General features: G+C 62.8%; 24 protein-coding genes and 1 tRNA gene. 18 read left to right on the forward strand and 7 right to left on the reverse strand.

Annotated elements, in window-relative coordinates; translation table 11 throughout:
- Nucleotides 1-369: 369 nt before the first annotated feature.
- Complete coding sequence (locus tag ACTS1Z_RS00720; RefSeq protein ID WP_442622514.1) at nt 370-1,365, reverse strand: GDP-mannose 4,6-dehydratase; 996 nt, start codon at nt 1,363-1,365, stop codon at nt 370-372.
- Nucleotides 1,366-1,473: 108 nt separating this feature from the next.
- Between ACTS1Z_RS00720 and ACTS1Z_RS00725 the strand changes: the two genes are divergently transcribed.
- From ACTS1Z_RS00725 to msrA, 3 genes are all read left to right on the forward strand, one after another.
- Nucleotides 1,474-1,548 (forward strand) — tRNA-Gln (locus tag ACTS1Z_RS00725).
- Nucleotides 1,549-1,654: 106 nt separating this feature from the next.
- The gene (locus ACTS1Z_RS00730; protein ID WP_442622515.1) at nt 1,655-2,977 is read left to right on the forward strand and encodes an adenylate/guanylate cyclase domain-containing protein; all 1,323 of its coding nucleotides are present in this window, start codon (nt 1,655-1,657) and stop codon (nt 2,975-2,977) included.
- Nucleotides 2,978-3,420: 443 nt separating this feature from the next.
- Nucleotides 3,421-3,960 (forward strand): peptide-methionine (S)-S-oxide reductase MsrA, encoded by a 540-nt coding sequence (msrA, locus tag ACTS1Z_RS00735; RefSeq protein WP_442622516.1) that lies wholly within the window; start codon nt 3,421-3,423, stop codon nt 3,958-3,960.
- Here the strand turns inward: msrA and ACTS1Z_RS00740 are convergent.
- A complete protein-coding gene (locus ACTS1Z_RS00740) occupies nt 3,957-4,919 on the reverse strand; it encodes an L-threonylcarbamoyladenylate synthase (RefSeq protein ID WP_442622517.1) in 963 nt (320 codons plus the stop codon). The genes msrA and ACTS1Z_RS00740 overlap by 4 nt on opposite strands.
- A gap of 50 nt (nt 4,920-4,969) precedes the next feature.
- Between ACTS1Z_RS00740 and ACTS1Z_RS00745 the strand changes: the two genes are divergently transcribed.
- On the forward strand, nt 4,970-6,715 hold the full coding sequence (locus ACTS1Z_RS00745; RefSeq protein ID WP_442622518.1) for an acyl-CoA dehydrogenase: 1,746 nt from the start codon (nt 4,970-4,972) through the stop codon (nt 6,713-6,715).
- On the opposite strand, the gene ACTS1Z_RS00750 is transcribed toward ACTS1Z_RS00745, so the two are convergent.
- The gene (locus ACTS1Z_RS00750; protein WP_442622519.1) at nt 6,712-7,059 is read right to left on the reverse strand and encodes a GntR family transcriptional regulator; all 348 of its coding nucleotides are present in this window, start codon (nt 7,057-7,059) and stop codon (nt 6,712-6,714) included. The genes ACTS1Z_RS00745 and ACTS1Z_RS00750 overlap by 4 nt on opposite strands.
- Before the next feature lie 65 nt (nt 7,060-7,124).
- On the reverse strand, nt 7,125-7,706 hold the full coding sequence (locus ACTS1Z_RS00755) for a nitroreductase family protein (protein ID WP_442622520.1): 582 nt from the start codon (nt 7,704-7,706) through the stop codon (nt 7,125-7,127).
- A 173-nt stretch (nt 7,707-7,879) separates the two neighbouring features.
- On the opposite strand from ACTS1Z_RS00755, the gene ACTS1Z_RS00760 reads away from it, so the two are divergent.
- From ACTS1Z_RS00760 to ACTS1Z_RS00775, 4 genes are read left to right on the forward strand one after another with little or no spacing between them, the layout of a single operon-like run.
- Nucleotides 7,880-9,490 carry a peptide MFS transporter gene (locus ACTS1Z_RS00760; protein WP_442622535.1) on the forward strand — a complete coding sequence of 537 codons (1,611 nt, stop codon included), beginning with the start codon at nt 7,880-7,882 and terminating at the stop codon, nt 9,488-9,490.
- Entirely contained in the window at nt 9,487-10,899 is a 1,413-nt protein-coding gene (locus ACTS1Z_RS00765; protein WP_442622521.1) for an amidohydrolase, read from the forward strand. The genes ACTS1Z_RS00760 and ACTS1Z_RS00765 overlap by 4 nt, the downstream gene beginning before the upstream one ends.
- Nucleotides 10,896-12,197 (forward strand): amidohydrolase family protein, encoded by a 1,302-nt coding sequence (locus ACTS1Z_RS00770; protein WP_442622522.1) that lies wholly within the window; start codon nt 10,896-10,898, stop codon nt 12,195-12,197. The genes ACTS1Z_RS00765 and ACTS1Z_RS00770 overlap by 4 nt, the downstream gene beginning before the upstream one ends.
- A 7-nt stretch (nt 12,198-12,204) precedes the next feature.
- Nucleotides 12,205-12,897, forward strand: coding sequence for an NnrU family protein (locus ACTS1Z_RS00775; RefSeq protein WP_442622523.1), 693 nt, complete (start codon nt 12,205-12,207; stop codon nt 12,895-12,897).
- Here ACTS1Z_RS00775 and ACTS1Z_RS00780 read toward each other — a convergent pair.
- Both ACTS1Z_RS00780 and ACTS1Z_RS00785 read right to left on the reverse strand, forming a co-directional pair.
- The gene (locus ACTS1Z_RS00780) at nt 12,894-13,886 is read right to left on the reverse strand and encodes an aldo/keto reductase (protein WP_442622524.1); all 993 of its coding nucleotides are present in this window, start codon (nt 13,884-13,886) and stop codon (nt 12,894-12,896) included. The genes ACTS1Z_RS00775 and ACTS1Z_RS00780 overlap by 4 nt on opposite strands.
- Nucleotides 13,883-15,277 (reverse strand): alanine/glycine:cation symporter family protein, encoded by a 1,395-nt coding sequence (locus tag ACTS1Z_RS00785; RefSeq protein WP_442622525.1) that lies wholly within the window; start codon nt 15,275-15,277, stop codon nt 13,883-13,885. Before ACTS1Z_RS00785 ends, ACTS1Z_RS00780 begins: the two co-directional genes overlap by 4 nt.
- Nucleotides 15,278-15,374: 97 nt before the next feature.
- Here ACTS1Z_RS00785 and glmM point away from each other — a divergent pair, with 97 nt between their 5' ends.
- The 6 genes from glmM to folP all read left to right on the forward strand — a co-directional run bounded on the left by glmM (nt 15,375) and on the right by folP (nt 20,795).
- A complete protein-coding gene (gene glmM / locus ACTS1Z_RS00790) occupies nt 15,375-16,712 on the forward strand; it encodes a phosphoglucosamine mutase (protein WP_442622526.1) in 1,338 nt (445 codons plus the stop codon).
- Nucleotides 16,712-16,945 (forward strand): DUF1272 domain-containing protein, encoded by a 234-nt coding sequence (locus ACTS1Z_RS00795; protein ID WP_442622527.1) that lies wholly within the window; start codon nt 16,712-16,714, stop codon nt 16,943-16,945. Before glmM ends, ACTS1Z_RS00795 begins: the two co-directional genes overlap by 1 nt.
- Nucleotides 16,942-17,736, forward strand: a complete 795-nt coding sequence (gene thiD / locus ACTS1Z_RS00800) for a bifunctional hydroxymethylpyrimidine kinase/phosphomethylpyrimidine kinase (RefSeq protein WP_442622528.1) — start codon at nt 16,942-16,944, stop codon at nt 17,734-17,736. Before ACTS1Z_RS00795 ends, thiD begins: the two co-directional genes overlap by 4 nt.
- Nucleotides 17,733-18,305 (forward strand): ribonuclease HII, encoded by a 573-nt coding sequence (locus ACTS1Z_RS00805; protein ID WP_442622536.1) that lies wholly within the window; start codon nt 17,733-17,735, stop codon nt 18,303-18,305. The genes thiD and ACTS1Z_RS00805 overlap by 4 nt, the downstream gene beginning before the upstream one ends.
- 186 nt (nt 18,306-18,491) lie before the next feature.
- Nucleotides 18,492-19,631: a site-specific DNA-methyltransferase gene (locus ACTS1Z_RS00810; protein ID WP_442622529.1), complete on the forward strand. Its 1,140-nt coding sequence runs from the start codon at nt 18,492-18,494 to the stop codon at nt 19,629-19,631.
- Between the two features lie 48 nt (nt 19,632-19,679).
- Nucleotides 19,680-20,795, forward strand: a complete 1,116-nt coding sequence (gene folP, locus ACTS1Z_RS00815) for a dihydropteroate synthase (RefSeq protein ID WP_442622530.1) — start codon at nt 19,680-19,682, stop codon at nt 20,793-20,795.
- Here folP and ACTS1Z_RS00820 read toward each other — a convergent pair.
- Nucleotides 20,792-22,234, reverse strand: coding sequence for a sigma-54-dependent transcriptional regulator (locus ACTS1Z_RS00820; protein ID WP_442622531.1), 1,443 nt, complete (start codon nt 22,232-22,234; stop codon nt 20,792-20,794). The genes folP and ACTS1Z_RS00820 overlap by 4 nt on opposite strands.
- A 189-nt stretch (nt 22,235-22,423) precedes the next feature.
- On the opposite strand from ACTS1Z_RS00820, the gene ACTS1Z_RS00825 reads away from it, so the two are divergent.
- The 4 genes from ACTS1Z_RS00825 to ACTS1Z_RS00840 form a co-directional block, all read left to right on the forward strand.
- On the forward strand, nt 22,424-22,561 hold the full coding sequence (locus tag ACTS1Z_RS00825; RefSeq protein WP_442622532.1) for an aa3-type cytochrome c oxidase subunit IV: 138 nt from the start codon (nt 22,424-22,426) through the stop codon (nt 22,559-22,561).
- 15 nt (nt 22,562-22,576) lie between these two features.
- Nucleotides 22,577-23,707, forward strand: a complete 1,131-nt coding sequence (locus tag ACTS1Z_RS00830) for a Re/Si-specific NAD(P)(+) transhydrogenase subunit alpha (protein WP_442622533.1) — start codon at nt 22,577-22,579, stop codon at nt 23,705-23,707.
- A 10-nt stretch (nt 23,708-23,717) separates the two neighbouring features.
- On the forward strand, nt 23,718-24,011 hold the full coding sequence (locus ACTS1Z_RS00835; protein ID WP_442622534.1) for an NAD(P) transhydrogenase subunit alpha: 294 nt from the start codon (nt 23,718-23,720) through the stop codon (nt 24,009-24,011).
- Between the two features lie 47 nt (nt 24,012-24,058).
- Nucleotides 24,059-24,795: NAD(P)(+) transhydrogenase (Re/Si-specific) subunit beta (locus tag ACTS1Z_RS00840; RefSeq protein ID WP_442622537.1), on the forward strand; the 737-nt coding region annotated here is incomplete at its 3' end.

The following is a 24,795-nucleotide window of genomic DNA, read 5'->3' on the forward strand; positions in this document are numbered from 1 at the left end:
CGATTTTGTGCGCGGGCGTCTATTCACCCTCGTCATCCCGGCGAAAGCTGGAATCTCCCGCGCCCGGACGATGCGCTCGCAGCCAGAGATTCCAGCCTTCGCTGGAATGACGCCAGAAACTTTGCGTCGCTTATGCCCCGAGAGAGAATCCTCCCAAAATAGGAAAATATGTGACTAGTCTGGCGAGAAGCCGCGCTGCGGCCGCCCAGGCTCTTTGAAAACCTGTCTGTCGCATTCGAGATTGGATGCATCTGCGCAACGGAAACTGCGGCGATAACCTGCGCGCAGCGTCTACTTCGTCAACTTTGAGCGGGAGGGCGGGGCGAACTCCACCGGCGTGTGTCAACCAGTGTCAACCGGTCGGCCCGCTCAACCGGCGATCCCGTGATAGTCGCGATACCAGGCGACGAATTTCGGAATGCCCTCCTCGATCGTCGTAGTCGGTTTGAAGCCGAGATCGTGCTGGATCGCACTGATATCGGCCGCGGTTGCGGGGACGTCGCCCGGCTGGATCGGCTGCAGGTCGCGCACCGCCTTCTTGCCCAGCGCGTCTTCGAGCACGTCGATCATATGGCTCAGCTCTTCGGAGCGGTTGTTGCCGATATTGTAAAGCGCGTGCGGCTTCGTGCTGCCGCCCGCCTTTTCCTCGCCGTCATCGGCCGGCGGGCTGTCGAGCGCCGCGATCACGCCCGACACGATATCGTCGATATAGGTGAAATCGCGCTGCATCTTGCCATGGTTGAACACCGCGATCGGTTCGTCGGCGAGGATCGCCTTGGTGAAGAGCCACATCGCCATGTCGGGGCGGCCCCAGGGCCCGTAGACGGTGAAGAAGCGCAGGCCCGTCATCGGGATCCGATAGAGATGGGCATAGGTTTCGCTCATCAGCTCGTCCGCCTTCTTCGTGGCGGCATAAAGCGAAACGGGTTGATCGACCCGATCCTCGACGCGGAAGGGGAAGCTGTCGTTGCCGCCATAGACCGAGGATGAGGAGGCATAGACCATGTGGTCGCTCTGCCTGTCCCGCGCGACCTCCATCAGGTTGAGATGACCAGCGATGTTCGCCTCAATATAGGCGCGCGGATGCGTCAGGCTGTAGCGGACGCCCGCTTGTGCGCCGAGATGAATGATCCGGTCGAAAGCCTTGTTCTCAAGGGCTTTATCCAAGGCGATATGATCGGAGAAATCGACTTTCTCGAAGGTGAAGGCATCGCTTTCCAGCGTGGCCAGCCGGTCCTTCTTCAGCTGCACCGAATAGTAATCGTTGAGATTGTCGATGCCGATCACCTGCTCGCCGCGCGCAAGCAGCTGCTGGCACACATGCATCCCGATAAAGCCCGCGGCGCCGGTAACGAGGACGGCCATTTCCCACTCCCTCTGATCGCGCCCGCCTTAGCCCCGGCGCGGGACGATGGCCAGCGCGTACAGGGGGTTTCGCTGGCGAAATCGCTCGCTATATAGGCGCCCGGCTGCTGGGGCGTGGCCAAGTGGTAAGGCAGCGGCTTTTGGTGCCGCCATTCGCAGGTTCGATCCCTGCCGCCCCAGCCAGCCGATCACGGGCGGACGACCGGCGCCCGGCTATACATCGCGTCCCGGATGTGATTATAGGATTACCGTCTGAAAACAGCCTTTTCGGACGGACCTTGGGGGAATGATGGTCGATCAGATGCAGCGCCGGCTCGCCGCGATCATCGTCGCCGATGTCGTCGGTTACAGCCGACTGACCACATTGGACGAAGAAGGCACGATCGGCCGCATCAACAAGCGCATGGACGAGATCGTCCGGCCGGAAATCGAAAAGGCCGGCGGGCGTTTCGTCAAACATACGGGCGACGGTTTCATCGCCGAATTTCCGAGCGTCGCCGCGGCATTCAAATGCGCCTCGACGATCCAGGAACAGTTCGATGTCCGCAATGCGGAGAACCGCAAGGAAGGCGTGCGCGAACCGCTCCTGATCAGGATCGGTCTCGATATCGGCGACATCATAACGCGCGATGGCGACGTGTTCGGCAACGGCGTGAACATCGCCGCACGGCTCGAGGGACTGGCGGCGCCGGGCGGCATTTGCGTCTCGCAGCGGGCACGCGATCATCTGACCCAGTTCGAAATGCAGTTTCGCGATCTTGGCGAGCAGAAGCTCAAGAATATCGCCGAACCCGTCCGCGCCTTTCAGGTTACGCGGGAATCGCCCGGAATTCTCTACCTGATATCGCACAACACATTGTATCGGCGGATAGCGATATGGGTCGCCGTGCTGGCCGTGGCCGGCATCGCGACGATCGGCTATCTGCTCTGGTACCCGCGCGGCGTGTCCGATCCGGAAGAGTTTCTGACGGCGCGGCTTGGCGAGCTTCAATGTTCATGGCTGCGGATCAACGAATTCTCCGAGTCCGAAGCCGGCGTCGAACTGGCGATCGTCGGCGCGTCCGTGACCCCGGGCAGCTCGGTCGAGCGCGCTTTGCGCCAATATGCGCAAGCCAATGGCGTGCCGATTTCCCGGATCAGCGTCTCGGGCATCGCGCCGATGGAATCCACGCAGTGCGAGCTTATCGAGGGCCTGCGCCGCTATCAGCATACAGGCATTCGCAGGCTGGAAGCGGACGAGACGACGGTCGGCACCGATACCGATATCCGTTTCACCCTCGTATTCGATCCGGACGAACTCCACGAATATGCGCATATTTATTCGATCGATCCGGACGGGTCGATGATCCTGGCCGAGAATCGCGAACAGCTGGTGGAACGGGCCGAGCGTTTGGCCGATGGGCGCTATGCCGTCGATTATCTGTCCGATCATATCGGTTGGGGCGGCATCATGCTGATGGAATCGGACGGCCCCATCGACAACGAACTCGTATTGTCGCTGGCCGACAGCCAGGAGCGGATACCGGCGTTCGAAGAGAGCGCCCAGCAGGACAATTGGCGTTTCGAGCTACTTTGGCTTAATTCAGAACGGGATGACGCGGACGAATCGTAGAATCGTCATCGGGCTATTCAGGGGGAAGAGACATGGATAATCGAGGCGAGACGGGCCCATCCTGGTTGCGCGGCGCCGCGATAGCGGCGGCATGCGCGCTGTTCGCGGCCGGTGGAGCGGCGCATGCGGCGCCCGGTACCTTCGCTGTACCAAGCGGTGTCGAAGCGGCGCCGTCAGGCGTGCAGATGGCGCAAAATTCACGGCAGCAGCCGCGCAATCCCAATAGCGGCAACCAGAACCCGCCCAATTCGGGCAATGCGCGTCCGGGCCGGCCTCAGGGCCCTGATCGGCTATGTTCGGAGGTGCGCAATCCACGCCCCGGCCAGAACTGCACCGAACGTGGCGAACATTTTCGTCCGGCACAGCGCCCGCCTGAATAGAAAATCCGGCGGGGCTACCTATCTTCGATACTTGACCAAACAGATCGAGGAAGAAGGGCGATCATGGCGATTGAAACGGCGACGTTGGCGGGTGGGTGCTTCTGGTGCACGGAAGCGGTGTATAACGACGTACTCGGCGTCACCAACGTCGAGAGCGGCTATATCGGCGGCGAGACCAGCAATCCCGATTATCGCTCGGTCTGTTCCGGCAACACAGGCCATGCCGAGGCCGTGCGGCTGACCTATGACAGCGACGTGATCGGCTATACCGATTTGCTCGACATATTCTTCCATGTCCACGATCCGACGCAGCTCAATCGCCAGGGCAATGATGTCGGCACCCAATATCGCTCGGCCATCTTCCCGCATTCCGACGAGCAGAAAGCGTTGGCGGAGAAGGCGATCGAAGAGGCTGCGTCCGAATGGGACGATCCGATCGTGACGACTATCGAACCGCTAGGCGAGTGGTACAAGGCTGAGGATTATCACCAGGACTATTTCGAGCGGGAAGGCAGCCGCAATCCCTATTGCATGGCCGTGGTCGCGCCGAAGCTTCAGAAGTTCCGCAAGAGCTATCAGGCGCGGCTGAAAGCCAACGCCTAACGCTCGGCCGCGGCGCGGCGCAGCCGGTCGTTGATTGCCGCGCCAAGACCTTCATCGGGAATGGGCGCTATCGCGATCGCGTCGCTGTCCTCGTCCTGCTCGGCGTGATGAAGCGCGTCGAATAGCAACGCTGCAGCGCGTACCAGATTGCCGTCGGGACTCAGCGAGGCATCGCCGGGCACGTCGCCAAAGCCGATATGAAATTCATTGTCTTCCGCTTCGAGCGCGTCGAGGCGCACCGGTTTCGCAGGCGCGTAATGGCTCTTCAGCTGACCGGGTGCTTCTATGCCACCTTCGCCAGCGTCGCGCACTTCCAGCCCGGTAACCGCTTCCAACTGCGTCCGGTCGATCGGGCCGGGGCGCAGCAGGCGAAGATGATCGTGTTCGATGGCGACGATGGTCGATTCGAGCCCGTGCACCGTGCCACCCGCATCGATGATGAGCCCGATCTTGCCCTGAAGCGTCGCCATCACATGCTCGGCGCGGGTCGGGCTGATCCGTCCGCTGACATTGGCGGACGGTGCGGCAATTGGGCATTCGGTCGCCGCGATCAGGTCGCGTATCGGCGGGAAGGCGGGCATCCGGATTGCCACTGTATCGAGACCGGCAGTGACTATGCTTGCCACGGGGCTATCGGGGTTTTGCGGGAGGACCATGGTCAAAGGCCCTGGCCAGAATTCTTCGGCAAGCATTTGTGAGAAGCGATCGAATTCGGCGATCTCCTCTGCCTCCCAGAAATCGTTCACATGAACGATCAGCGGGTTGAAGCTGGGCCGGCCCTTGGCCTCGTAGACACGCGCGACGGCCTCGGCATTGGTCGCATCGGCGGCAAGGCCATAGACCGTTTCGGTTGGAACGGCGACGCATTCCCCAGCCAGGATCCGGCGCGCCGCTTCCGCTATGGCATCATCGTCATAAGGGCGGATGATGGTGTCCAAAGTGCCATTTGGCGTGATCATGGCGTCGCGCTATAGCCGCCGGAGATTCTCCGCAAGATCAGGATGCGTTTATGAGCTTCGTGCCGCCCGTTACCGAACAGCGTTTCGTACTCGACCATATTGCCGACATCTCCCACCTCGCAGAAAGCGAACGCTTCGCCGAAGCCTCGGGCGACATGGTCGACGCGATCCTCGAAGGCGCGGGCCAGCTTGCCGCGGGCGAATGGGCGCCGCTCAATCGCGTCGGTGACGAAGTTGGCGCGAAGCTGACCGAGGACGGCGTCGTCATGCCCGACGGGTTTCGCGAGGCCTATCAGGCCTATGTCGAGGGCGGCTGGGGCACGATCGCCGCGCCAGCGGATTTCGGCGGACAGGGTATGCCGTTCAGCATGGCGGCCGCGATCCTCGAATCGCTGGGATCGGCCAATATGGCTTTCAGCCTCTGCCCAATGCTGAGCGTCGGTGCGATCGAGGCGCTCACGCATCATGGCAGCCCGGAACAGCAGGCCGCCTATCTGCCCAAGCTGTCGACCGGCGAGTGGACCGGCACGATGAACCTGACCGAGCCTCAGGCGGGGTCCGATGTCGGCGCGTTAAAGACCAAGGCCGAACCGGCCGAGGACGGCAGCTGGCGGATCAAGGGCCAGAAAATCTACATCACCTTTGGCGAGCATGATCTTGCCGACAACATCATCCATCTGGTGCTGGCCCGAACGCCGGGCGCGCCCGAAGGCACCAAGGGCATCTCGCTGTTCCTCGTGCCGCGGTACCGGCTCGACGAAAATGGCGAGCCCGGAGAGGCCAACGATGTCCGCTGCGTGTCGATAGAGCACAAGCTTGGAATTCACGCCTCGCCGACCTGTACCATGTCCTTCGGCGACAATGACGATTGCCATGGCTGGCTGATCGGCCCGGAAAATGGCGGCATGCGCGCGATGTTCACGATGATGAACAATGCGCGGCTCAATGTCGGGCTGCAGGGCGTTCAGATCGGCGAGCGCGCAACGCAACAGGCCGTGCATTTCGCGCGCGAACGTATCCAGTCGGCCCGGGCAGGGGCGGGTTCTCGCGAGCCGGTTGCGATCGTGGGCCATCCCGATGTGCGGCGCATGCTGCTCAGAATGAAATCGCTGACCATGGCCGCGCGTGCGCTCGTCTATTACGCCGCCGGGCAGGTCGATGCGGCGACGCTCGGCGATGAAGCGGCCAGGGCGCGTTCCGAAGTGCTCACGCCGCTCGCCAAGGCCTATGGCACGGATGCGGGTTGCGAAGTCGCCGACCTTGGCGTGCAGGTGCATGGCGGCATGGGCTTTGTCGAGGAAACCGGCGCTGCCCAATATTATCGCGATATCCGCATCGCGCCGATCTATGAGGGTACGAACGGCATCCAGGCCGCCGATCTGGTCGGCCGCAAGCTCGGTCTTGGCGGCGGTGAGGCTATGGGCGCCTTGCTTGCCGATATTGCCGGCGGCGCCGAGGGCGAGCCGCATCTCGCGGCGCTCGCGGCCGATTGCGAAACCGTCGTGAACTGGCTGTCGTCCGGCGATGCGAGCGTCGATGACCGGCTCGCGGCCAGCTATCCGTTTCTCACGATGCTCTCGGTGGCCACCTGCGGTTGGCTGATGGCGCGCCAGCTTCGGATTGCCCAGGCGCAGCTGGATGCGGGCGCGGGCGATAGCGATTTTCTGCAGATGAAGATTGCGGCAGCCCGCTTCTATCTCGATCAGATCGTACCGGAGGCGAGCGGGCTGAAGGCAGCCGCTACGGCGAAGGCCGACATTCTCTATTCGTTGGATGAAGAGTCGTTTGCCGCCTAGGCGGTTTCGCGGTCCAGCAACTCGGCCGTGTCGAGCCCGAGCCGGTCGATATGGCGGACGATCTTCGGCCATTCCTCATTGAGGAACGTCTCGCGTTCGCGCGTGCGCAGTTTTTCGGACGCGCCATTGGCGACGAACATGCCGACGCCGCGGCGGACCACGACGATCCCGTCGTCCTGAAATGTCTGATAGGCTTTCGCGACCGTTAGCGGGTTGGCGCCTTCATCGGCGGCGAAGGCGCGGACCGACGGCAACGGATCGCCATCGCCATAGCGACCATCGAGGATCGCCGCGGCGATCTTCTCGCGCAGTTTCAGATAGACGGGTTTTTCGGCTTTGGACATCGCGCTATAGTGTCGTAAAACACTGTGTCGCGTCAAGGGGGGGCGCGAAATAATTCGGCCGGCGGCTATCCGCCGGACCAGTCGCTGACGACCGCATCGAATTCGGGTCGGGGCCGTTCGGTCAGTTCCGTGCCCGCCGTGCCCAGAAAAATGAAGCCAGCGATCCGTTCCGGCGCTTCCCCGAAAGCGTCGCGCACGGCGTCCGAATAGGCGGCCCAGCCCGTGATCCAGCCGCCGACATAGCCATGGGCGTGGACCGCCGCGATCAGGTTGAAACAGGCCGCGCCGGTCGAAAGCTCCTGCTCCCAGAGCGGGATCTTGCTGGACGTTTTCGGGCTGTGCAGCGCGACGATAAGCGTCGGCGCCTGATGGGCGAACTGGTCTATCGCCTCGATCTCCAGCTTGCCCGGCTGTTCCCGGTCGATCCGATATGCGGCGTGCAGAATTTCGGCAAAGCGTGCCCGTTGCGCCGAGTCCACCACCACGAAGCGCCACGGCGCAAGCTTGCCATGATCTGGCGTGCGTGTGGCGATTTCCAATATCCGCTGCAATTCCGCCGGTTCAGGCCCGGGCTCCACCATGTCGCGCGGACGGCTGGACCGGCGCGTTGCGAGGAAATCGAGCGGTGAGGAGAGATCGTTGAACATGGCTCGTGCTCCTAGCATCCGCCGCTAAATCTGCCAGCCCCTTCACAGCTGCGATTTCGGCGCTAGTCTGCGCCGCCATAAGTGCGCGCCATGAGTATGCCGGCGCGCGACATGCGTTCTGAGGGGAAGCTATCGTGACATTCGAGCTAGTGTTGTTCTGGGGGGCAGTGATCATGCTCTCCGCCTTCTTGCTGGGCGGTGTATTCATCACCACCCGGTCCGCGCCGGAGTTTGCCGGCCATCCGAAAGGGCTGTTCGTCCTGTTTCTCGCCGAGATGTGGGAGCGCTTCTCCTATTATGGCATGCGGGCCTTGCTGATATTCTATCTCGTCCAGCATTGGCTGTTCACCGATAGCGAGGCCTCCATCGTCTATGGTGCCTACACGGCCCTCGTATACATCACGCCGGTCGTCGGCGGTTATCTGGCGGACAAATATCTGGGGCAGCGCAAGGCTGTGCTGTTCGGCGCCATCCTGCTGACCTTCGGCCATTTCTTCATGGCCTTCGAAGGGACGGGCGGGCAGGACGATCCGACGATCAATGTGTTCTGGCTCGCGCTGGCGCTGATCATCGTTGGTTCCGGTTTCCTAAAGGCCAATATCTCGGTCATCGTCGGGCAGCTCTACACGCGCACCGATCCGCGCCGCGATCCGGCTTACACGATCTTCTACATGGGCATTAATGTCGGCGCCGCGACGGCATCGATCATCTGCGGCTATCTAGGCCAGACCTACGGCTGGCAGTACGGCTTCGGCCTCGCCGGCATCGGCATGCTGATCGGCCTGCTGTTCTTCGTATTCGGTAAACCTTTGCTGATGGGCAAGGGCGAGGCGAAAGACCCGGTCAAGCTCGCGCAGCCTGTTGGTGGCCTGAAACTCGAATGGTGGATGTATCTGGCCGGTCTCGCCATGGTCGCGATCTGCTGGCTTGCGGTTCAGTATCAGGAATATGTCGGCATCGTGCTTGGCGTGTTCGGCGGGGGTCTCGTGCTCTACGTTCTATTCACGGCGGTCACGCAGCTCACCAGCGAGGAGCGGGATCGCATCTTCGCGGCGATCTTCCTGATCTTCGTGTCGATCATCTTCTGGGCGCTGTTCGAACAAGCCGGATCGTCGCTCAACCTGTTCACCGATCGTCATGTCGACCGGGCCGGGGTCGAGGCGTCGATGTTCCAGTCGATCAACGCGATCTACATCGTGCTGCTCGCGCCGTTGTTCGCGGCGGCCTGGACGGGCCTCGGCAAGCGCGGGCTCGAACCGTCGACACCGGCCAAGTTCGGCCTCGGCGTCGTGCAGGTCGGCCTCGGCTTCCTCGTGCTCGTCTGGGGCGCGCAGGCGGTCGGCATCGACGTGCCGACGCCGGTCATCTTCATCTTCCTGATCTACCTGCTGCACACCACTGGCGAGCTTTGCCTCTCGCCGGTTGGCCTGTCGGCGATGAACCGGCTCGCACCGGCGCATATGGCCAGCCTCATCATGGGGACATGGTTCTTCGCATCGGCGACCGGCAATTTCGCCGCCGGCCTGATCGCGGCTGCGACGGGCGCCGAGGGGCTGGAAGGCGAAACCGCGGGCAAGGAAGTGGTGCTCGGCGTCTATTCGACGGTCGGCTGGACGGCCGTTGCCGTCGGTGTCGGCGTGATCATCATCTCGCCACTGATCAAGAAGCTCATGCATCTCGATACGCTGAAGGATGACAGCATCGATGACGACATGCTCGGTCAGGCCGAACTCGCCAACCCGGATGCAGCCGGCATCAACACGCAAGGAGAAGTGCGGACATGAGGATAGCGGCGGTCCTGCTGGCGGCGACGCTGGCGCTGTTCGGATGCGCGACGACAGGCAGTCAGAGCGCGAATAGCGGCAATGCCGCGCAGGATCGCAGCACCGCGAGCGTTTTCGATCCCGATCCCTTCCCGTCGACCTATCGGCCCTATCCGGGCGTGCCGACCGTTATCCAAGGCGCGACGATCTATGACGGCGAGGGCGGCCAGATCGACAATGGCATGGTCTATTTCGCCGATGGCCGCGTGCAGGCGATCGGTCAGTCACTGGACGTGCCGGATGGCGCAACCGTCATCGATGGGACCGGGCTCTGGGTGACGCCGGGCATCATCGATATTCACAGCCATCTCGGCAACTATCCGAGCCCCAGTGTCGCCGCGCACCAGGACGGCAACGAGATCACCGGCAACAACACGGCGAACGTCTGGACCGAGCACAGCGTCTGGCCACAGGACCCGGGTTTCAGCCGGGCGCTCGCCAATGGCGGGGTTACGACGCTCAACATCTTGCCCGGTTCGGCCAATCTGTTCGGCGGCCGTTCGGTCACGCTGCGCAACGTGCCCTCGCGCACGATGCAGGGCATGAAGTTTCCGGGCGCGCCCTATGGTCTCAAAATGGCGTGCGGCGAGAATCCCAAGCGCGTCTATGGTAGCCGCAACCAGACGCCCGGCAGCCGCATGGCGAACGTAGCCGTCGCCCGTCAGGCCTGGATCGATGCGCAGCGTTATCGGGATCAGTGGGAGAATTATCGCGAGAATGGCGGATCGCCGCCCGCCCGCAACCTGCGGCATGAAACGCTGGCCGGTGTGCTAGACGGCGATATTCTCGTGCACAATCACTGCTATCGCGCCGACGAGATGGCGATCATGATCGATATGGCGGAGGAGTTCGGCTACAGCATCGCCAGCTTCCAGCATGCCGTCGAGGCGTACAAGATTCCCGATCTCCTCCGCGAGCATGGCGTGTGCTCGGCGATGTGGGCGGACTGGTGGGGCTTCAAGATGGAAGCTTACGATACCGTCTTCGAGAATATCCCGATGGTGCATAACGGCGGAGCTTGCGCGATCGTCCATTCGGACGACGACAACCAGATCCAGCGATTGAATCAGGAAGCGGCCAAGGCGCTCGCCGATGGCCGGCGCGCGGGGATCGAGATCAGCGATGCCGAAGCCTGGCAATGGCTGACGATCAATCCGGCCCGTGCGCTCGGAATCGCTGACGAGACCGGTAGCCTCGTCGCGGGCAAGCGTGCCGATATCGTGCTGTGGAATGGGGATCCGTTCAGCGTCTATTCGCGGCCGCAGATGGTCTGGATCGACGGCGCGTTGCTCTACGACATGAACAATCCGCAGCTCCGCCCGATCTCCGATTTCGAGCTCGGACAGCCTGGCGAAGGGAGCGTCCGATGAAAGCCATAATCGCGCTTCTGACCGCTCTGCTCATTGCCGTTCCGGCATCGGCGCAAACCCTCGCCATCACCGGCGGCACGTTAGTCATCGGCGACGGCTCCGAGCCGATACCGGGCGGCACGGTCGTGATCCGCAACGGCCGGGTCGTCGGTGCGGGCGCCAATGTCGCGGTGCCGGCCGGCGCGCAGGTGCTCGACGCGACCGGCCAATGGGTGTCGCCGGGTATCGTCGGCGGGTTTACCCGGCTCGGCCTGGTGGAAGTCAGCGCCGTTGCGCCGACGAACGACGCGGCAGCGGCGGAATCGGAATTTTCCGCTGGGCTCGATATCGCGCCAGCGGTCAACCCGCTCTCGGCCGCGATCGCCACCAACCGCACGGGCGGTATTACCCGCGCCGTCGTCGCGCCACAGGCCGGCAACACGATATTCGGCGGGCAGGGCGCGATTATCGATCTCGGCGCGGACATGGATGCCGTGATGCGGCCGCGTGCATTTCAGTTCGTGGAGCTGGGCGAGCGGGGCGCGGCACGGGCGGGCGGCAGTAGGTCGGCGAGCTTTGCCATGGTCCGCAACGCGCTCGATCAGGCGCAGCGCTATGCGGCTAATCCGAACGCTTATGGCGGACAGACGAGCGATGCGTTGCTCAACCGGGTCGATGCGGCTGCGCTCGTGCCGGTGGTGCAGGGGCGTGTGCCGCTGGTCGTCCATGTCCAGCAGGCGCGCGATATCCTGAACGTGATCGATTTGCGGGCGGATTATCCGCGGTTGAACCTGATCCTCGTCGGTGTCAGCGAAGGCTGGACGGTGGCAAACGAGATCGCGGCCGCCGGCGTGCCGGTGATCGCCTCAGCGCTCAATGACCTCCCCGAGCAGTTCGAACGGCTGGCGGCGACGCAATCGAATATCGGGCGGATGCGCGCGGCCGGTGTCCAGGTCGCGATCGGCATGATCGACGATGATGACGCCCATCAGATCCGCTATTCGACGCAATATGCCGGCAATCTGGTGGCGCTGAACAACGTGCCCGGCGCGACAGGGCTGAGCTGGGGCGAGGCCTTCGCGACGATCAGCTCCTATCCGGCCGAGATCATGGGGCTCGGCGGTGAGATCGGCTCACTCCGCCCCGGCCGCCGCGCCGATGTAGTGATCTGGGACGGCGATCCGCTTGAAGTGACGTCCAACGTGGATATGATGTTGATCGACGGCGTGCAGCAGCCCTTGACCTCGCGCCAGACGCGGCTGCGCGATCGCTATCTGTCGATCGAAGAACGGCAATTGCCACAGGCGTATGAATGGTAGGAGTGCGATGGACCCGCTGACGCAGCTGATAGTCGCTACCCTGGCCTTTGTCGGCTTTCACTTTCTGTTATCTCATCCGCTGCGCGCGTCGTTGGTCGGGCGTCTCGGCGAAACTGCCTTTCTGGGCGTCTACTCCCTGATTGCGGCCGCGAGCCTAGGTTGGATGGTCTGGGCCGCGCGGTCCGTACCGCCAATGCCGGCCTATTGGACGGCCCCGCCATGGTTCTTCGATTGGGGGGCGCCGATCCTGATGCTGATATCGATGATCCTGCTTGCGGGCTCTTTTCTCGGCAACCCGGCCTTTCCGGACCCGACGACGAAATCCCGGCCCGTACGGCCTGTAACAGGGGTCTTCGCGATCACCCGGCACCCGATGAACTGGGCGTTCATCGTCTGGGCGCTCACTCACATCGCGCTCAGCGGCGGTCCGGTGAACCTCATTATCGCCACGGGCATCCTGATACTCACCTTCTTCGGCTCGATCGGGCAGGACAGGAAGAAGGAGCGGCTGATGGGCGACGCCTGGCGCGGCTGGGAATCGCGGACCTCGTTCATGCCCTTCGGCGCGATTATCGACGGCCGAGTGCCGCTGCGTGCTGCATGGCCCGGCGTCGTGCCGCTGGTCTTCGGCGCGCTGCTCTGGTTCGGCGCGAGCTGGCTGCACGCGATGCCGGTCGGCCCGATCGCCTGGACCGGCTAGATACGCACCATCTTCATCATCGGCTCGTGATAGCGTGGCCCGGCCGTCTGGCCGGCGGGCGCCGCTTCATCCAGTTTTGCCAGATCGTCGTCGCTGAGCGTTACGTCCACAGCCGCCATCGAATCCTCGAGCGTCACGCGCCGTTTCGATCCCGGGATCGGCACGATATCCTCGCCCTGATGGAGGAGCCAGGCTAGCGCGATCTGCGCGGGCGAGACGCCATGCGCGTCGGCGATCGTTTTGACGACGTCGACGATTTCCATATTCTTGGCAAAATTTTCTTCGCTGTAGCGCGGATCGTTCAACCGATAATCGCCCTCCGGCAGGTCGTCGCGCGAAGTCACCTGTCCCGTAAGGAAACCACGACCGAGCGGAGAATATGGCACGAAACCGATATCTAGTTCGCGGCATAGCGGCAGGATGTCCGCTTCGATATCGCGTTCCCACAGCGAATATTCGGATTGAAGCGCGGCGATCGGATGGGTCGCCGCAGCCTTGCGGATCGTGTCGAGCCCGGCTTCGGAAAGGCCGAGATAGCGCACCTTGCCCTCCTCGACGAGCTTGGCCATCGCGCCGACCGTTTCCTCGATCGGCACATTAGGGTCCACGCGGTGCTGGTAGAAAAGATCGATCGTCTCGATCCCTAGCCGTTGGAGCGATCCCTCGCACGCCTTGCGGACATTCTCCGGCGAGCTGTCGACCCCGCGAAATCCGTTCTCATCGAAGGCGAAACCGAATTTGGTAGCGATGACGAGGCCGTCGCGTTTGCCCGCGATCGCCCTGCCGAGCAGCTCTTCATTCTTGTGCGGGCCGTAGACTTCGGCCGTGTCGAAAAAGGTCACACCAAGATCGAGGGCGCGGTGGATGGTCGCGATCGATTCCGTCTCGTCGGCCATGCCGTACATGCCCTTGCCGATGCCGGCCATCGGCATGCAGCCTAGGCCGAGTGCGGATACGGTGAGGTCTTTGCCAAGCGTGCGGGTCTTCATGGGGCGGTCTCCTCTTTTGTCGCGCGATGGCGCTCCAGATAGCCGGTGATCTCGCGCCTGATCTCGGGCGCAAAGATATAGATGGCGATGACGTTGGGAATCGCCATTAGAAAAAATGCACTGTCGACGAGATCGAACACCGCCTGCACAGGCAGGATCGAACCGATGGGCAGCATCAGCACATAGAGTATCTTGTAGGTCATCGACCGGATCGGGCCTTCGCCCACAAGATATCCCCAGGCTTGTAGACCGTAAAATCCCCAGGCGCAGAGAGTCGAATAGGCGAAGAGAAAGACGGCGATGGCGAGCAGCACAGGGAACCAGCTCGAAATCTGCGCGAAGGCGGCCGACGTGATCGAGATATCGTCCAGACCGCTCTGATAGGTGCCGGCGAGTACGATCGCGATGGCGCCGAGCGAGCAAACGATGACCGTGTCAATAAAGGGTTCGAGCAGCGCGACCAGGCCTTCGGAGGCAGGCTCATGCGTGCGCGCCTGCGCATGGGCGATGACGGCAGACCCCACGCCCGCTTCGCTCGAATAGACCGCGCGCTGCATACCGACGACGAACGCGCCGAGCATGCCGCCGGCCGCCGCTTCCCCGCTGAACGCATCGCCGACGATGATGGCGATGGCGTTCGGCAGCTCGCCGATATTGATGAAGATGATCGAGAATACGCCGATCAGATAGATCGCGGCCATGCCGGGGACGAGGACCGATGTGACCCGGGCGAGCCAGCGCACGCCGCCGACCACGACAAGGCCGACCAGCATCGCGAGGATAGCGCCATAGCCTGCGCCGCTCGAGAAGCCGGTGACATTCTCGACCTGCGCGAAACTCTGATTGACCTGGACCAGGGGAATCGCACCGCCGAGTGCAAAGAATGCGTAGATGCCGCCCAAAATCAGGCCGATCTTCGGCCATCCGCGTGCGGCGAGGCCGTTCTTCAGCGCGTACATGGGGCCGCCCCGTATCGTGCCGTTGCTGTTCACGACGCGATATTTGTGGCCGAGCGTGACCTCCATGCATTTCACCGTCATCGCGAAGAAGCCGATCACGAACATCCAGAAGGCGGCACCCGGTCCACCCATCGCAATGGCGACCGCAACGCCAGCGATATTCCCGAGGCCCACCGTGCCGGACAGCGCGGTCGTCAAAGCGCCGAACTGGCTGATCTGCCCCGGCGCGTCGATATCGTGCCCGGGCTTGCTCAATATCCGCACCGAATAGGGCAGGGCGCGGATATTGATGAAGCCCAGCCAGACTGTGAAGATGAGCATCGGCAGCGCCAGCCAGATGACGATGAGTGTGACGTCGACGCCGAAGATCGGGACTTTGCTGAATACGAATGCGTTGAGATCGGCCAGCGCCGCCTCGAGCCATGCGATCATTCGGTGTGTCCCCGCCTATTCTTCCCTGTGCTTCACACGATCATGGGCGGCCGCTAGGGAAGGCACAAGCGGAATCATTCGGATGGGAAAGACATCGATGGGGCGCAGATATTTCGGCACGGACGGTATCCGGGGGCTGACCAACAAGGCACCCATGACGGCCGATATCGCGATGCGGGTCGGGCAGGCGGCGGGCGCGCATTTCCTTCGTGGCGATCATCGCCACCGCGTCGTGATCGGCAAGGATACCCGGCTTTCCGGCTATATGATGGAATCGGCTCTGGTGGCCGGATTCACGAGCGTCGGTATGGATGTGATCATGGTTGGGCCGATGCCGACGCCTGGCGTCGCGATGCTGGTGAAGAGCATGCGCGCCGATCTCGGTGTCATGATTTCGGCGAGCCACAACCCCTATATCGACAACGGCATAAAATTGTTCGGACCCGACGGCTACAAGCTGTCGGACACGGCGGAGGCGGCGATAGAGGCACTGCTCGAAAATCCGCCGCAAGTTGTTTCGGCAGAGCATATCGGCCGCGCCCGCCGCGTGGAGGATGCACGCGGCCGCTATATCAACGATGCGAAACGGACGTTTCCGCCGAAGCTCCGGCTCGACGGGCTAAAACTCGTGATCGATTGCGCCAATGGTGCCGCCTATCAGGTCGCACCGTCGGCGCTCTGGGAGCTCGGCGCTGAGGTCGTGACTTTGGGCGTCAGTCCCAATGGCACCAATATCAACGACAAGTGCGGTTCGACCTATCCCGAAGAGTTATGTCGGACCGTCGTCGAAGAGGGCGCGGCCATCGGGCTCGCGCTGGATGGCGATGCGGACCGGCTGATCGTAGTCGACGAGAAGGGCGAGATCGTCGACGGCGACCAGCTCATGGCGCTGATCGCCAGCGACTGGAAAAAGCGCGGTAAGCTCCAAGGCGATGCGATCGTCGCCACCGTGATGTCTAATATGGGTCTCGAGAAGTTTCTTGAGAGCGAGGGGATCACGCTGGAACGCGCCAAGGTCGGCGATCGCTATGTGCTGGAAATGATGCGGACCAAGGGCTGCAATGTCGGCGGCGAGCAATCGGGCCACCTCATACTTACCGATTATGCGACGACGGGCGACGGCCTGATCGCTGGCCTCCAGATCCTCGCCGCGCTCGTGACCAGCGGGAAGCCCGCGAGCGAACTGCTGCATCTGTTCGATCCCTATCCGCAGCTTTTGAAGAATGTGCGTTTTGACGGCCGCGATCCGCTCGATGCGGCCAGCGTGAAGGCGGCGATCGCGAACGGCGAAGCGCAGCTGGGCGAGAGCGGCCGCGTGCTGATCCGCAAATCGGGGACGGAGCCGCTGATCCGCGTGATGGCGGAAGGCGAGGATGAGGGTCTGATCGAATCCGTGGTCGACGATATCTGCGCCGCGGTGGAAGAAGCCGCCTGATGCTCGAAATGCGGCCCGACTGCGAACGTTGCGGCGTCGATCTGCCGGCGGACGAAGCGGGCGCGCATATCTGCTCCTTCGAATGCACATTCTGCATGCCATGCGCGCGAGGCCCGCTCGCCGGAACCTGCCCGAATTGCGGCGGTGAGCTGAAGCCTCGCCCTATGCGCGCGACCGCGCTCCTCAAACGCTTCCCGGCATCGACCGAGCGAAAATACAAGGCGAACGCATGACCAAGCCGGCCCGTATCCTCGCCATTGCGGGATCGGACAGCGGTGGCGGCGCGGGTATCCAGGCCGATATCAAGACGATCACACTGCTCGGCGGTCATGCCATGACGGCTGTTACCGCGATCACGGCGCAGAACACACTCGGCGTGCAGGCGGTCGAGCCGGTCAGTCCGGATATCGTCCTAAGGCAGATCGATTCGGTCACAAGCGATATCGGCGTGGACGCGATCAAGATCGGCATGCTGGGCTCCAGCGAGCTGGTAGCGGCGCTCGTCGAAAAGCTTGCAGATATCGGCGCTCCCATTGTGTTCGACCCGGTCATGGTGGCGACGAGCGGCTCGACCCTGGCCGACGAAGCGACGATCGCGGGATTTCATGCGCTGATGCGCGTTGCAACGATCACGACGCCGAACCTGCCCGAACTTGCACGGCTGACATCTTCCGAGCTTGCTTCAGCTTACGAGATGGAACGCGAGGCACGCCGACTGTCCCGCGATGCGGATTCCGTGATCCTCGCCAAGGGCGGGCATCTCGACGACGATCTCGTCACCGACATATTGGTGCAGCCGGACGGCAGGGTCGATCGATGGAAGAGCAAGCGGATCGAAACCGTACACAGCCATGGCACCGGCTGCAGCCTTTCGAGCGCGCTTGCGACGGGTCTTGGCCAAGGCATGGCGCCGATAGAAGCGACGGATCGTGCACGCGGTTTCGTCCGCGCGGCGCTGAAGGCGGCGCCGGGGCTGGGGCAGGGCAACGGCCCGCTCGGCTATGCGACGATGCAGGAGTTCTGACCGTGACGCAGCGGGTGGCGGGCGTCGACGAGGCGGGGCGGGGCCCGCTGGCCGGGCCGGTCGTCGCGGCGGCGGTCATCCTGTGCGATGGCGGAATCGACGGTCTCGACGACAGCAAGAAACTGACCGAGCGGCGTCGGGCATGGCTGGAAATAGAAATCCGCAAGCGGTGCGTCGTCGGTGTCGGCATTGCCGAGCCGGAAGAGATCGACCGTATTAACATCCTCCAGGCGACATTGGCCGCAATGCGTCGCGCGGTGGAAGCGCTGGACGTCGAACCGGAGCGGGTTCTGGTCGACGGCAATAGGTTACCAGACTGGCGTTACTCCTCCGAAGCGGTAATCGGCGGCGATGCCATCCATCCTTGTATCTCGGCGGCATCGATTATCGCCAAGGAAACGCGCGACCGGATCATGCGTGCGGCCGCCCAGGACCATCCGCATTACGGCTGGGGCAGCAACAAGGGCTATCCGACGAAGGCGCATATCGAGGCGCTGCGGATCCATGGTCCCTGCGACCTGCATCGGCGCAGTTTCGGGCCGGTCGCCCAGGCATTGCTCGATCTTTGAGTCTTTACCGCCACACCCCAGCATCTTGAGTCCGATCGGCCGTTCGAAGGGCCATATCTGGTGGCGGACTCTTTTCGTTCCCGCTTCGTTAACCATATCCTCATCTTGTTCTAAGACCATGTAATCCTTGACCCGGGAGTCCGGCTGACTCAGGCTCCCGTCTCTTTTCGCGAAGGGGCATGGCGAATGGCGATTGCAGAGCAGATCGGAACGGCGAAAAAAACGAAACCGGTGCGGCGGAAGCAAGCCGTCTCCGTCGAGACCGATCGCATCCTGGAAGACGATTGCGTATCGGCCATGGCGTCGCTGCCCGATGCCTGTATCGACATGATCTTTGCCGATCCGCCCTACAATCTGCAGCTTGGCGGCGATCTTTACCGGCCAGAAGGAAGCCAGGTCGATGCGGTCGACGATGACTGGGACAAGTTCGACAGTTTTGCCGCCTATGACGCCTTCACCCGCGCCTGGCTGAAAGAGGCGCGCCGCATCCTCAAGCCCAACGGCACACTCTGGGTAATCGGCAGCTATCACAATATCTTCCGAGTCGGATCTGCGTTGCAGGATGAAGGCTATTGGATCCTCAACGACATCGTCTGGCGCAAGGCGAACCCGATGCCGAACTTCCGCGGGACGCGCTTTACCAACGCCCATGAAACGATGATCTGGGCGTCGAAAAGCGAGAAGGCGAAATACACGTTTAACTATAAGACGATGAAGTCGCTCAATGACGAGCTGCAGATGCGTTCGGACTGGCTGATCCCGATCTGCGGCGGACAGGAGCGGCTCAAGGATGGCGGCAAGAAAGCGCATCCGACGCAAAAGCCCGAAGCCTTGCTCTATCGCGTGATGCTGGCCAGCACGAAGCCCGGCGATGTCGTGCTCGATCCCTTTTTCGGCACGGGTACGACGGGCGCGGTGGCGCGAAGGCTGGGCCGCAAATGGCTCGGTATCGAACGCGAGAAACGCTACTGCCGGGTGGCACGCGAGCGGATCGAGGCGGCCCTGCCGCTCGACGAGTCCGCGCTCACCATCATGAAATCCAATGCCGCCCAGCCCAAGGTGCCGTTCGGGTCGCTGATCGAAACCGGGATGCTGAAGCCCGGCACTGTCCTGATGGATACGAAACGCCGCTGGAAGGCGGAGGTCCGGGTCGACGGTTCGCTCGTCACCGACAATGGCAAGGAAGGGTCGATCCACAAGCTCGGCGCGCTGCTGCAAGGCGCCCCGTCCTGCAATGGCTGGACGTTCTGGCATTTCGAGACCGACGATGGTCTCAAATCCATCGACGATCTGCGCGCCGAATATCGGCTGGCGCATTTTCCCTAAGGGCCGAACACTGATGGCTTTCCGGCGCCGCTCCGGTAAAGAGCGCGCATGACCGATATTCCGCCGAGCGCCAGTCTCTATTTTCGTCCGACCGCATTCGTCGATGCGCCGTTCGATCTCGACGGCCAGGTCGAGCGGCTCGCCGGCGGACTGTTATGGTTCAGTGCCTTCGAGGTGATCGTGGTCGATGGCGGGCAACGGCTCCCGCGGCAGCTCGTGACCATCGATGCGCTGGACGATTTTATCTCTACCCTCTCAGATGCGCAGGCCGAGCGCGCTCAACAGATGGTCGCACGTGCGACTGCGCCCCGGGCGGCGATCGAATTGGGTGAGCGCGTCTTGCGGTTCGACGAACCCAGGATCGCGGGTATCCTCAATGTCACGCCGGACAGCTTCTCGGACGGTGGTCAGCATGACGGCGATCCAGAGGGCGCCGCGAACGCCGGCTTCGCGATGAGCGCGAAGGGCGCGGCACTGATCGACGTTGGCGGCGAGTCGACGCGGCCGGGTGCGGCGGATGTCTGGGAGGGAGACGAGATCGAACGCGTCGTCCCGGTGGTCGAGCGCTTGGCGGCCTCGGGCGTTGCGATATCTATCGATACCCGCAAGGCGGCGGTGATGGAGGCGGCACTCGCCGCCGGCGCGACCATCGTCAACGATGTCAGCGCCTTGCGCTACGACGATCGCGCGCTCGAAGTGGTCGCGGATGCGGGATGCCCGGTCATCGTCATGCATCATGCGGGAAAGGCGAACGAGCTCCACGCCGATCCCGAATATCGCGATCCGCTTATAGAAGTGTACGATTGGCTCGATGACAGAATAGCCGCACTGGAGGCAGCCGGGATCGGGCGCGAGCGGATCGTCGTCGATCCGGGCATCGGCTTCGGCAAGGCCGTCCAGCACAATCTCGCGCTGATCAACGGCCTCAGCCTCTTTCACGGGCTGGGCTGTCCGATCATGCTGGGCGCGAGCCGCAAACGCTTCATCGGCGCTCTGTCGAACGAAGCGGCGGTCGAGGATCGCCTCGGCGGGTCGGTTGCGCTGGTGACATTGGGAGCGGCGCAGGGCGTGCAACTGCTGCGTGTGCACGACGTGCCGGAGAGCGTACAGGCTTTGCATGTCTGGCGTGGCCTGCGGGACGCCGCGCTGATCCCTGCGCGCTAGGCGGCGCTGTCGATCCCCAGTTCGGAGAGCTTCCGATACAGTGTCGAACGGCCGATGCCGAGGCGGCGCGCGACTTCCGTCATGCGGCCGCGATAATGGCCGATCGCGAGCCGGATTACGTCCGCCTCGATATCCGATAGGGGCCGCAGATTGCCGTCAGGCTCGTACAGCGCGACACCGGGCCCATCGGCAAAGGCATGGACGCTCGACGCGTTCCCTGTATTGCCCTGCGCCTCGGATTGACGGACGAGTTCGGCTATTTCCGGAAAGTCGGCCGATGTCAGCGCCGCGCCCTGGCATTCGATGGCGGCGCGGAAGAGCGTGTCCTGAAGCTGGCGGACATTGCCGGGCCAGTCGTATCGCATGAGGATGGCGAGTGCGTCGTCGGTTATGCCGAGGGCTCGCATGCCCGGCTGGCCGGCGATGCGCGTGAGCAGATGCCGGGCGAGCGGCGGGACATCGCCCGATCGCTTGCGCAGCGGCGGGATGGTAAGGCCGACTATATTGAGGCGATAATAGAGGTCTTCGCGGAAATTGCCTGCCGCGACCTGTTCGAGAAGATCGCTATTGGCGCCGCAGATCAGGCGGACATCGACTTCGAAACCGCGCGCAGCGCCGATCGGCCGGATAATCCCGGTCTCCAGCGTTTGGGCTAGCTTGGCTTGCACATCCGGCGGTATTGCCGCGATTTCGTCGATGAACAGGGTCGCGCCATCGGCGTCCGCGAGCTTGCCGACATGTTTCTCGAACGCCCCGGCGAAGGCGCCTTTTTCGTGGCCGAACAGTTCGGACTCGATCAGGTTCGCTGCCGTTGCGCCACAGTTCAGCGTATAGAGGGGGCGTTTGGCGCGCGGGCTAGCCGCGTGGATCGCCCGCGCAAACACTTCCTTGCCGACGCCGGGTTCGCCATCGATCAATACCGGCACACGCGATCGCGCCGCTTTCGCGGCAATGGCAAGGGCCGCCCGAAATTCGGGGGCGGACCCGACAATCTCGTCGAACGGCAAGGTTTGCGAGACTTTCTCGCTGAGTGGACGCAGCTCGCCATTATGCGTCTGGGTCTCGGTCGCGGCTTCGAGCGCGGCGACGAGGCGTTCCGGGGCAATCGGTTTTGCCAGGAAATCGACGGCGCCCGCGCGCATGGCCTCGACGGCGATCGACACTTTCGATTGCGCTGTGATCACGAGGATCGGCAGCTCCGGCCTAATATCGCGGATCTGTCGAATAAGGTCGACATCGCCGGCGCTCGGCGCCCAGTAGTCAATGAGCACGACATCGACTCCCTCGCCTTCGGACGACGCCAACAGGAGAAGCGCATCCTTGCCCGATTCCGCGCGCAGGCTTTTCCAGCCGGTGCGTGCAGCGATAGCGCCGATAAGCCGGCCTTGAGCCGGTTCATCGTCGACGAGCAATAATGTTTTCGGCCGGTCTTGCGGCATTCGGTACCCCGTATCGCGTCGGACCGAAGACCTTTAGTACAGTCAGGGTAAAAGGGCCCTTAAGGCAGTTGCCACAGCCCAGCTTTCGACGATCACAGAAAATCGATCCGCAAAATCGCTTGAGACGCGCCGAACCCGCCGTTAGACAGCGTGTTCAGCCAATTCCCAGAAAATGTGCAGGGGTGAGAAATGACACAAGACGACGGCCATCCGGATATGGACTACAAGTCGCACAACAACACCTATTCCGGGTTTCTCAGTCTACTGAAGTGGGGGATGATTTTGTCAGGCATAGCGACGATCGCAGCCATCATCGCCATTACGTGATCGGAGGGCAAGCTATTGAAAATCGCTGTCCTTAAGGAAACCGATCCCCTCGAAACACGCGTCTCCGCCACACCTGAAACCGTTAAGAAATTCATTTCGCTCGGCGCCGATATGGCTGTCGAAACCGATGCGGGGACCGCCGCAGGGTTTTCGGACGCACAGTATAGCGAGGCCGGTGCGACGGTGGGAGATCGCGCGGCGACACTCGACGGGGCAGATGCGATTTTCTGTGTGCGCGGGCCCGATCCCGACGGACTGAGCGGAGCGAAACCGGGCGCCCGGCTGATCGGCAGCCTCAATCCGTTTGGCGAACGCGAACGCGTCGATGCCTACGCCAAGGCTGGTATCGAGGCTCTGGCGATGGAATTCATGCCGCGCATCACCCGCGCGCAATCGATGGACATCCTGTCGAGCCAGTCAAATCTCGCGGGCTACAAGGCCGTGCTCGATGCGTGCGCCGAATATGGCCGGGCCTTTCCGATGATGATGACGGCAGCAGGCACGGTGTCCGCCGCACGCTGCTTCGTCATGGGCGTCGGCGTCGCAGGACTCCAGGCGATAGCGACTGCGCGCCGCCTGGGTGCGCAGGTCTCCGCCACGGACGTTCGGGCGGCGACGAAGGAACAGATCGAAAGCCTCGGCGCCAAACCGATCTTCGTCGAGGATGTCGAGGGTATCGAAGGCGAGGGCACGGGCGGCTACGCCACCGAGATGTCGGAGGAATATCAGAAGGCGCAGGCCGAACTGGTATCGTCACACATTGCCAAACAGGATGTGGTCATCACCACCGCGCTTATTCCGGGGAAACCGGCGCCGCGGCTTATTTCGGACGCGCAGATCACGACGATGCGCCCGGGCAGCGTGATTGTCGATCTCGCTGTCGAACAGGGCGGCAACGTCGAAGGCGCGGTCGCGGGCGAAGTCGTCGAGAAGCATGGCGTGAAAATCGTCGGACACCGCAATGTGCCGGGCCGGCTTGCGGCGGACGCATCGGCGCTGTTCGCCCGCAATCTCTACAATTTCCTCAGCGCGTTCTGGGACGAAGAGGCGAAAAAGCCCGTTCTGCCCGAAGATGACGAGATCGTGCAGGGCGTGACGCTCACCCGAGGCGGCGAAGTCGTCAATGAGCGTTTGACGGCGAATTAGGGGGCTTCACATGGACTTTATTTCAATCCTCTCGATCTTCGTGCTGGCCTGTTTCGTCGGTTACTATGTCGTCTGGTCGGTGACGCCCGCGCTGCATACGCCGTTGATGAGCGTGACCAATGCGATTTCCTCGGTGATTATCGTCGGCGCGCTGATCGCCGCTGCCGCCGGTGGCGCCGCCGATGCGGAGGCGGCCAAATGGCTGGGGCTCGCCGGCGTGGTGTTGGCCTCGGTCAACATCTTCGGCGGTTTCGCCGTCACCGAGCGCATGCTCGCCATGTACAAGAAGAAGGAGCGGAAATAGTGACAACGCTTCTTCGCAACGCAGCCGGCTCGGTCGGCGCGCTGGCTTTGCTCGCAATCGCAACTCCGGCTCACGCGGCGACCGTAGGCGGCGATGTGCCGGCCTGGGTCGCGCTGGCCTATCTCGCCGCGGGCGTCTTGTTCATCCTCGCTCTGCGGGGTCTCTCCTCGCCGGAAAGCAGCCGGGCGGGTAACCGTTTCGGCATGATCGGTATGGTCATCGCGGTCGCGACGACGCTGGTGACGCATGAGATCGCAGGGTTAGTCGAGATCCTGATCGCCATCGCGATCGGCGGCAGTATCGGCTTCGTGGTCGCGCGGCGGATCGCGATGACGGCGATGCCGCAGCTCGTAGCGGGCTTTCACAGCCTGGTCGGCATGGCGGCCGTGCTGGTGGCGGCTGCCGCCTATCTTAATCCCGGCGCGTTCGGGATTGCCGACGCGGCCGGCATATTGCTGCCGATCACCCGGGTCGAGATGGGCCTGGGTGCGGCGATCGGCGCGATCACGTTCAGCGGGTCGGTCATCGCTTTCGCCAAGCTCAACGGCAATATGTCGGGCGCACCGATCCTGCTGCCGGCACGTCATGTCATCAATCTCGGTACGCTCGCGGCGATCCTTGGCTTGATCGTCTATTTCTACTTCGTGGGATCGCCGCGCGTCGATACGCCCTGGCTGTTTTGGACGATCACCATTCTCGCTTTCGCGGTCGGCTTCCTGCTGATTATCCCGATCGGCGGGGGGGGCATGCCCGTCGTCGGCTCGATGCTCAACAGCTATTCGGG

The sequence above is a fragment of the Parasphingopyxis sp. genome, assembly GCF_052168295.1.
In the GTDB taxonomy this organism is placed as follows: domain Bacteria; phylum Pseudomonadota; class Alphaproteobacteria; order Sphingomonadales; family Sphingomonadaceae; genus Parasphingopyxis.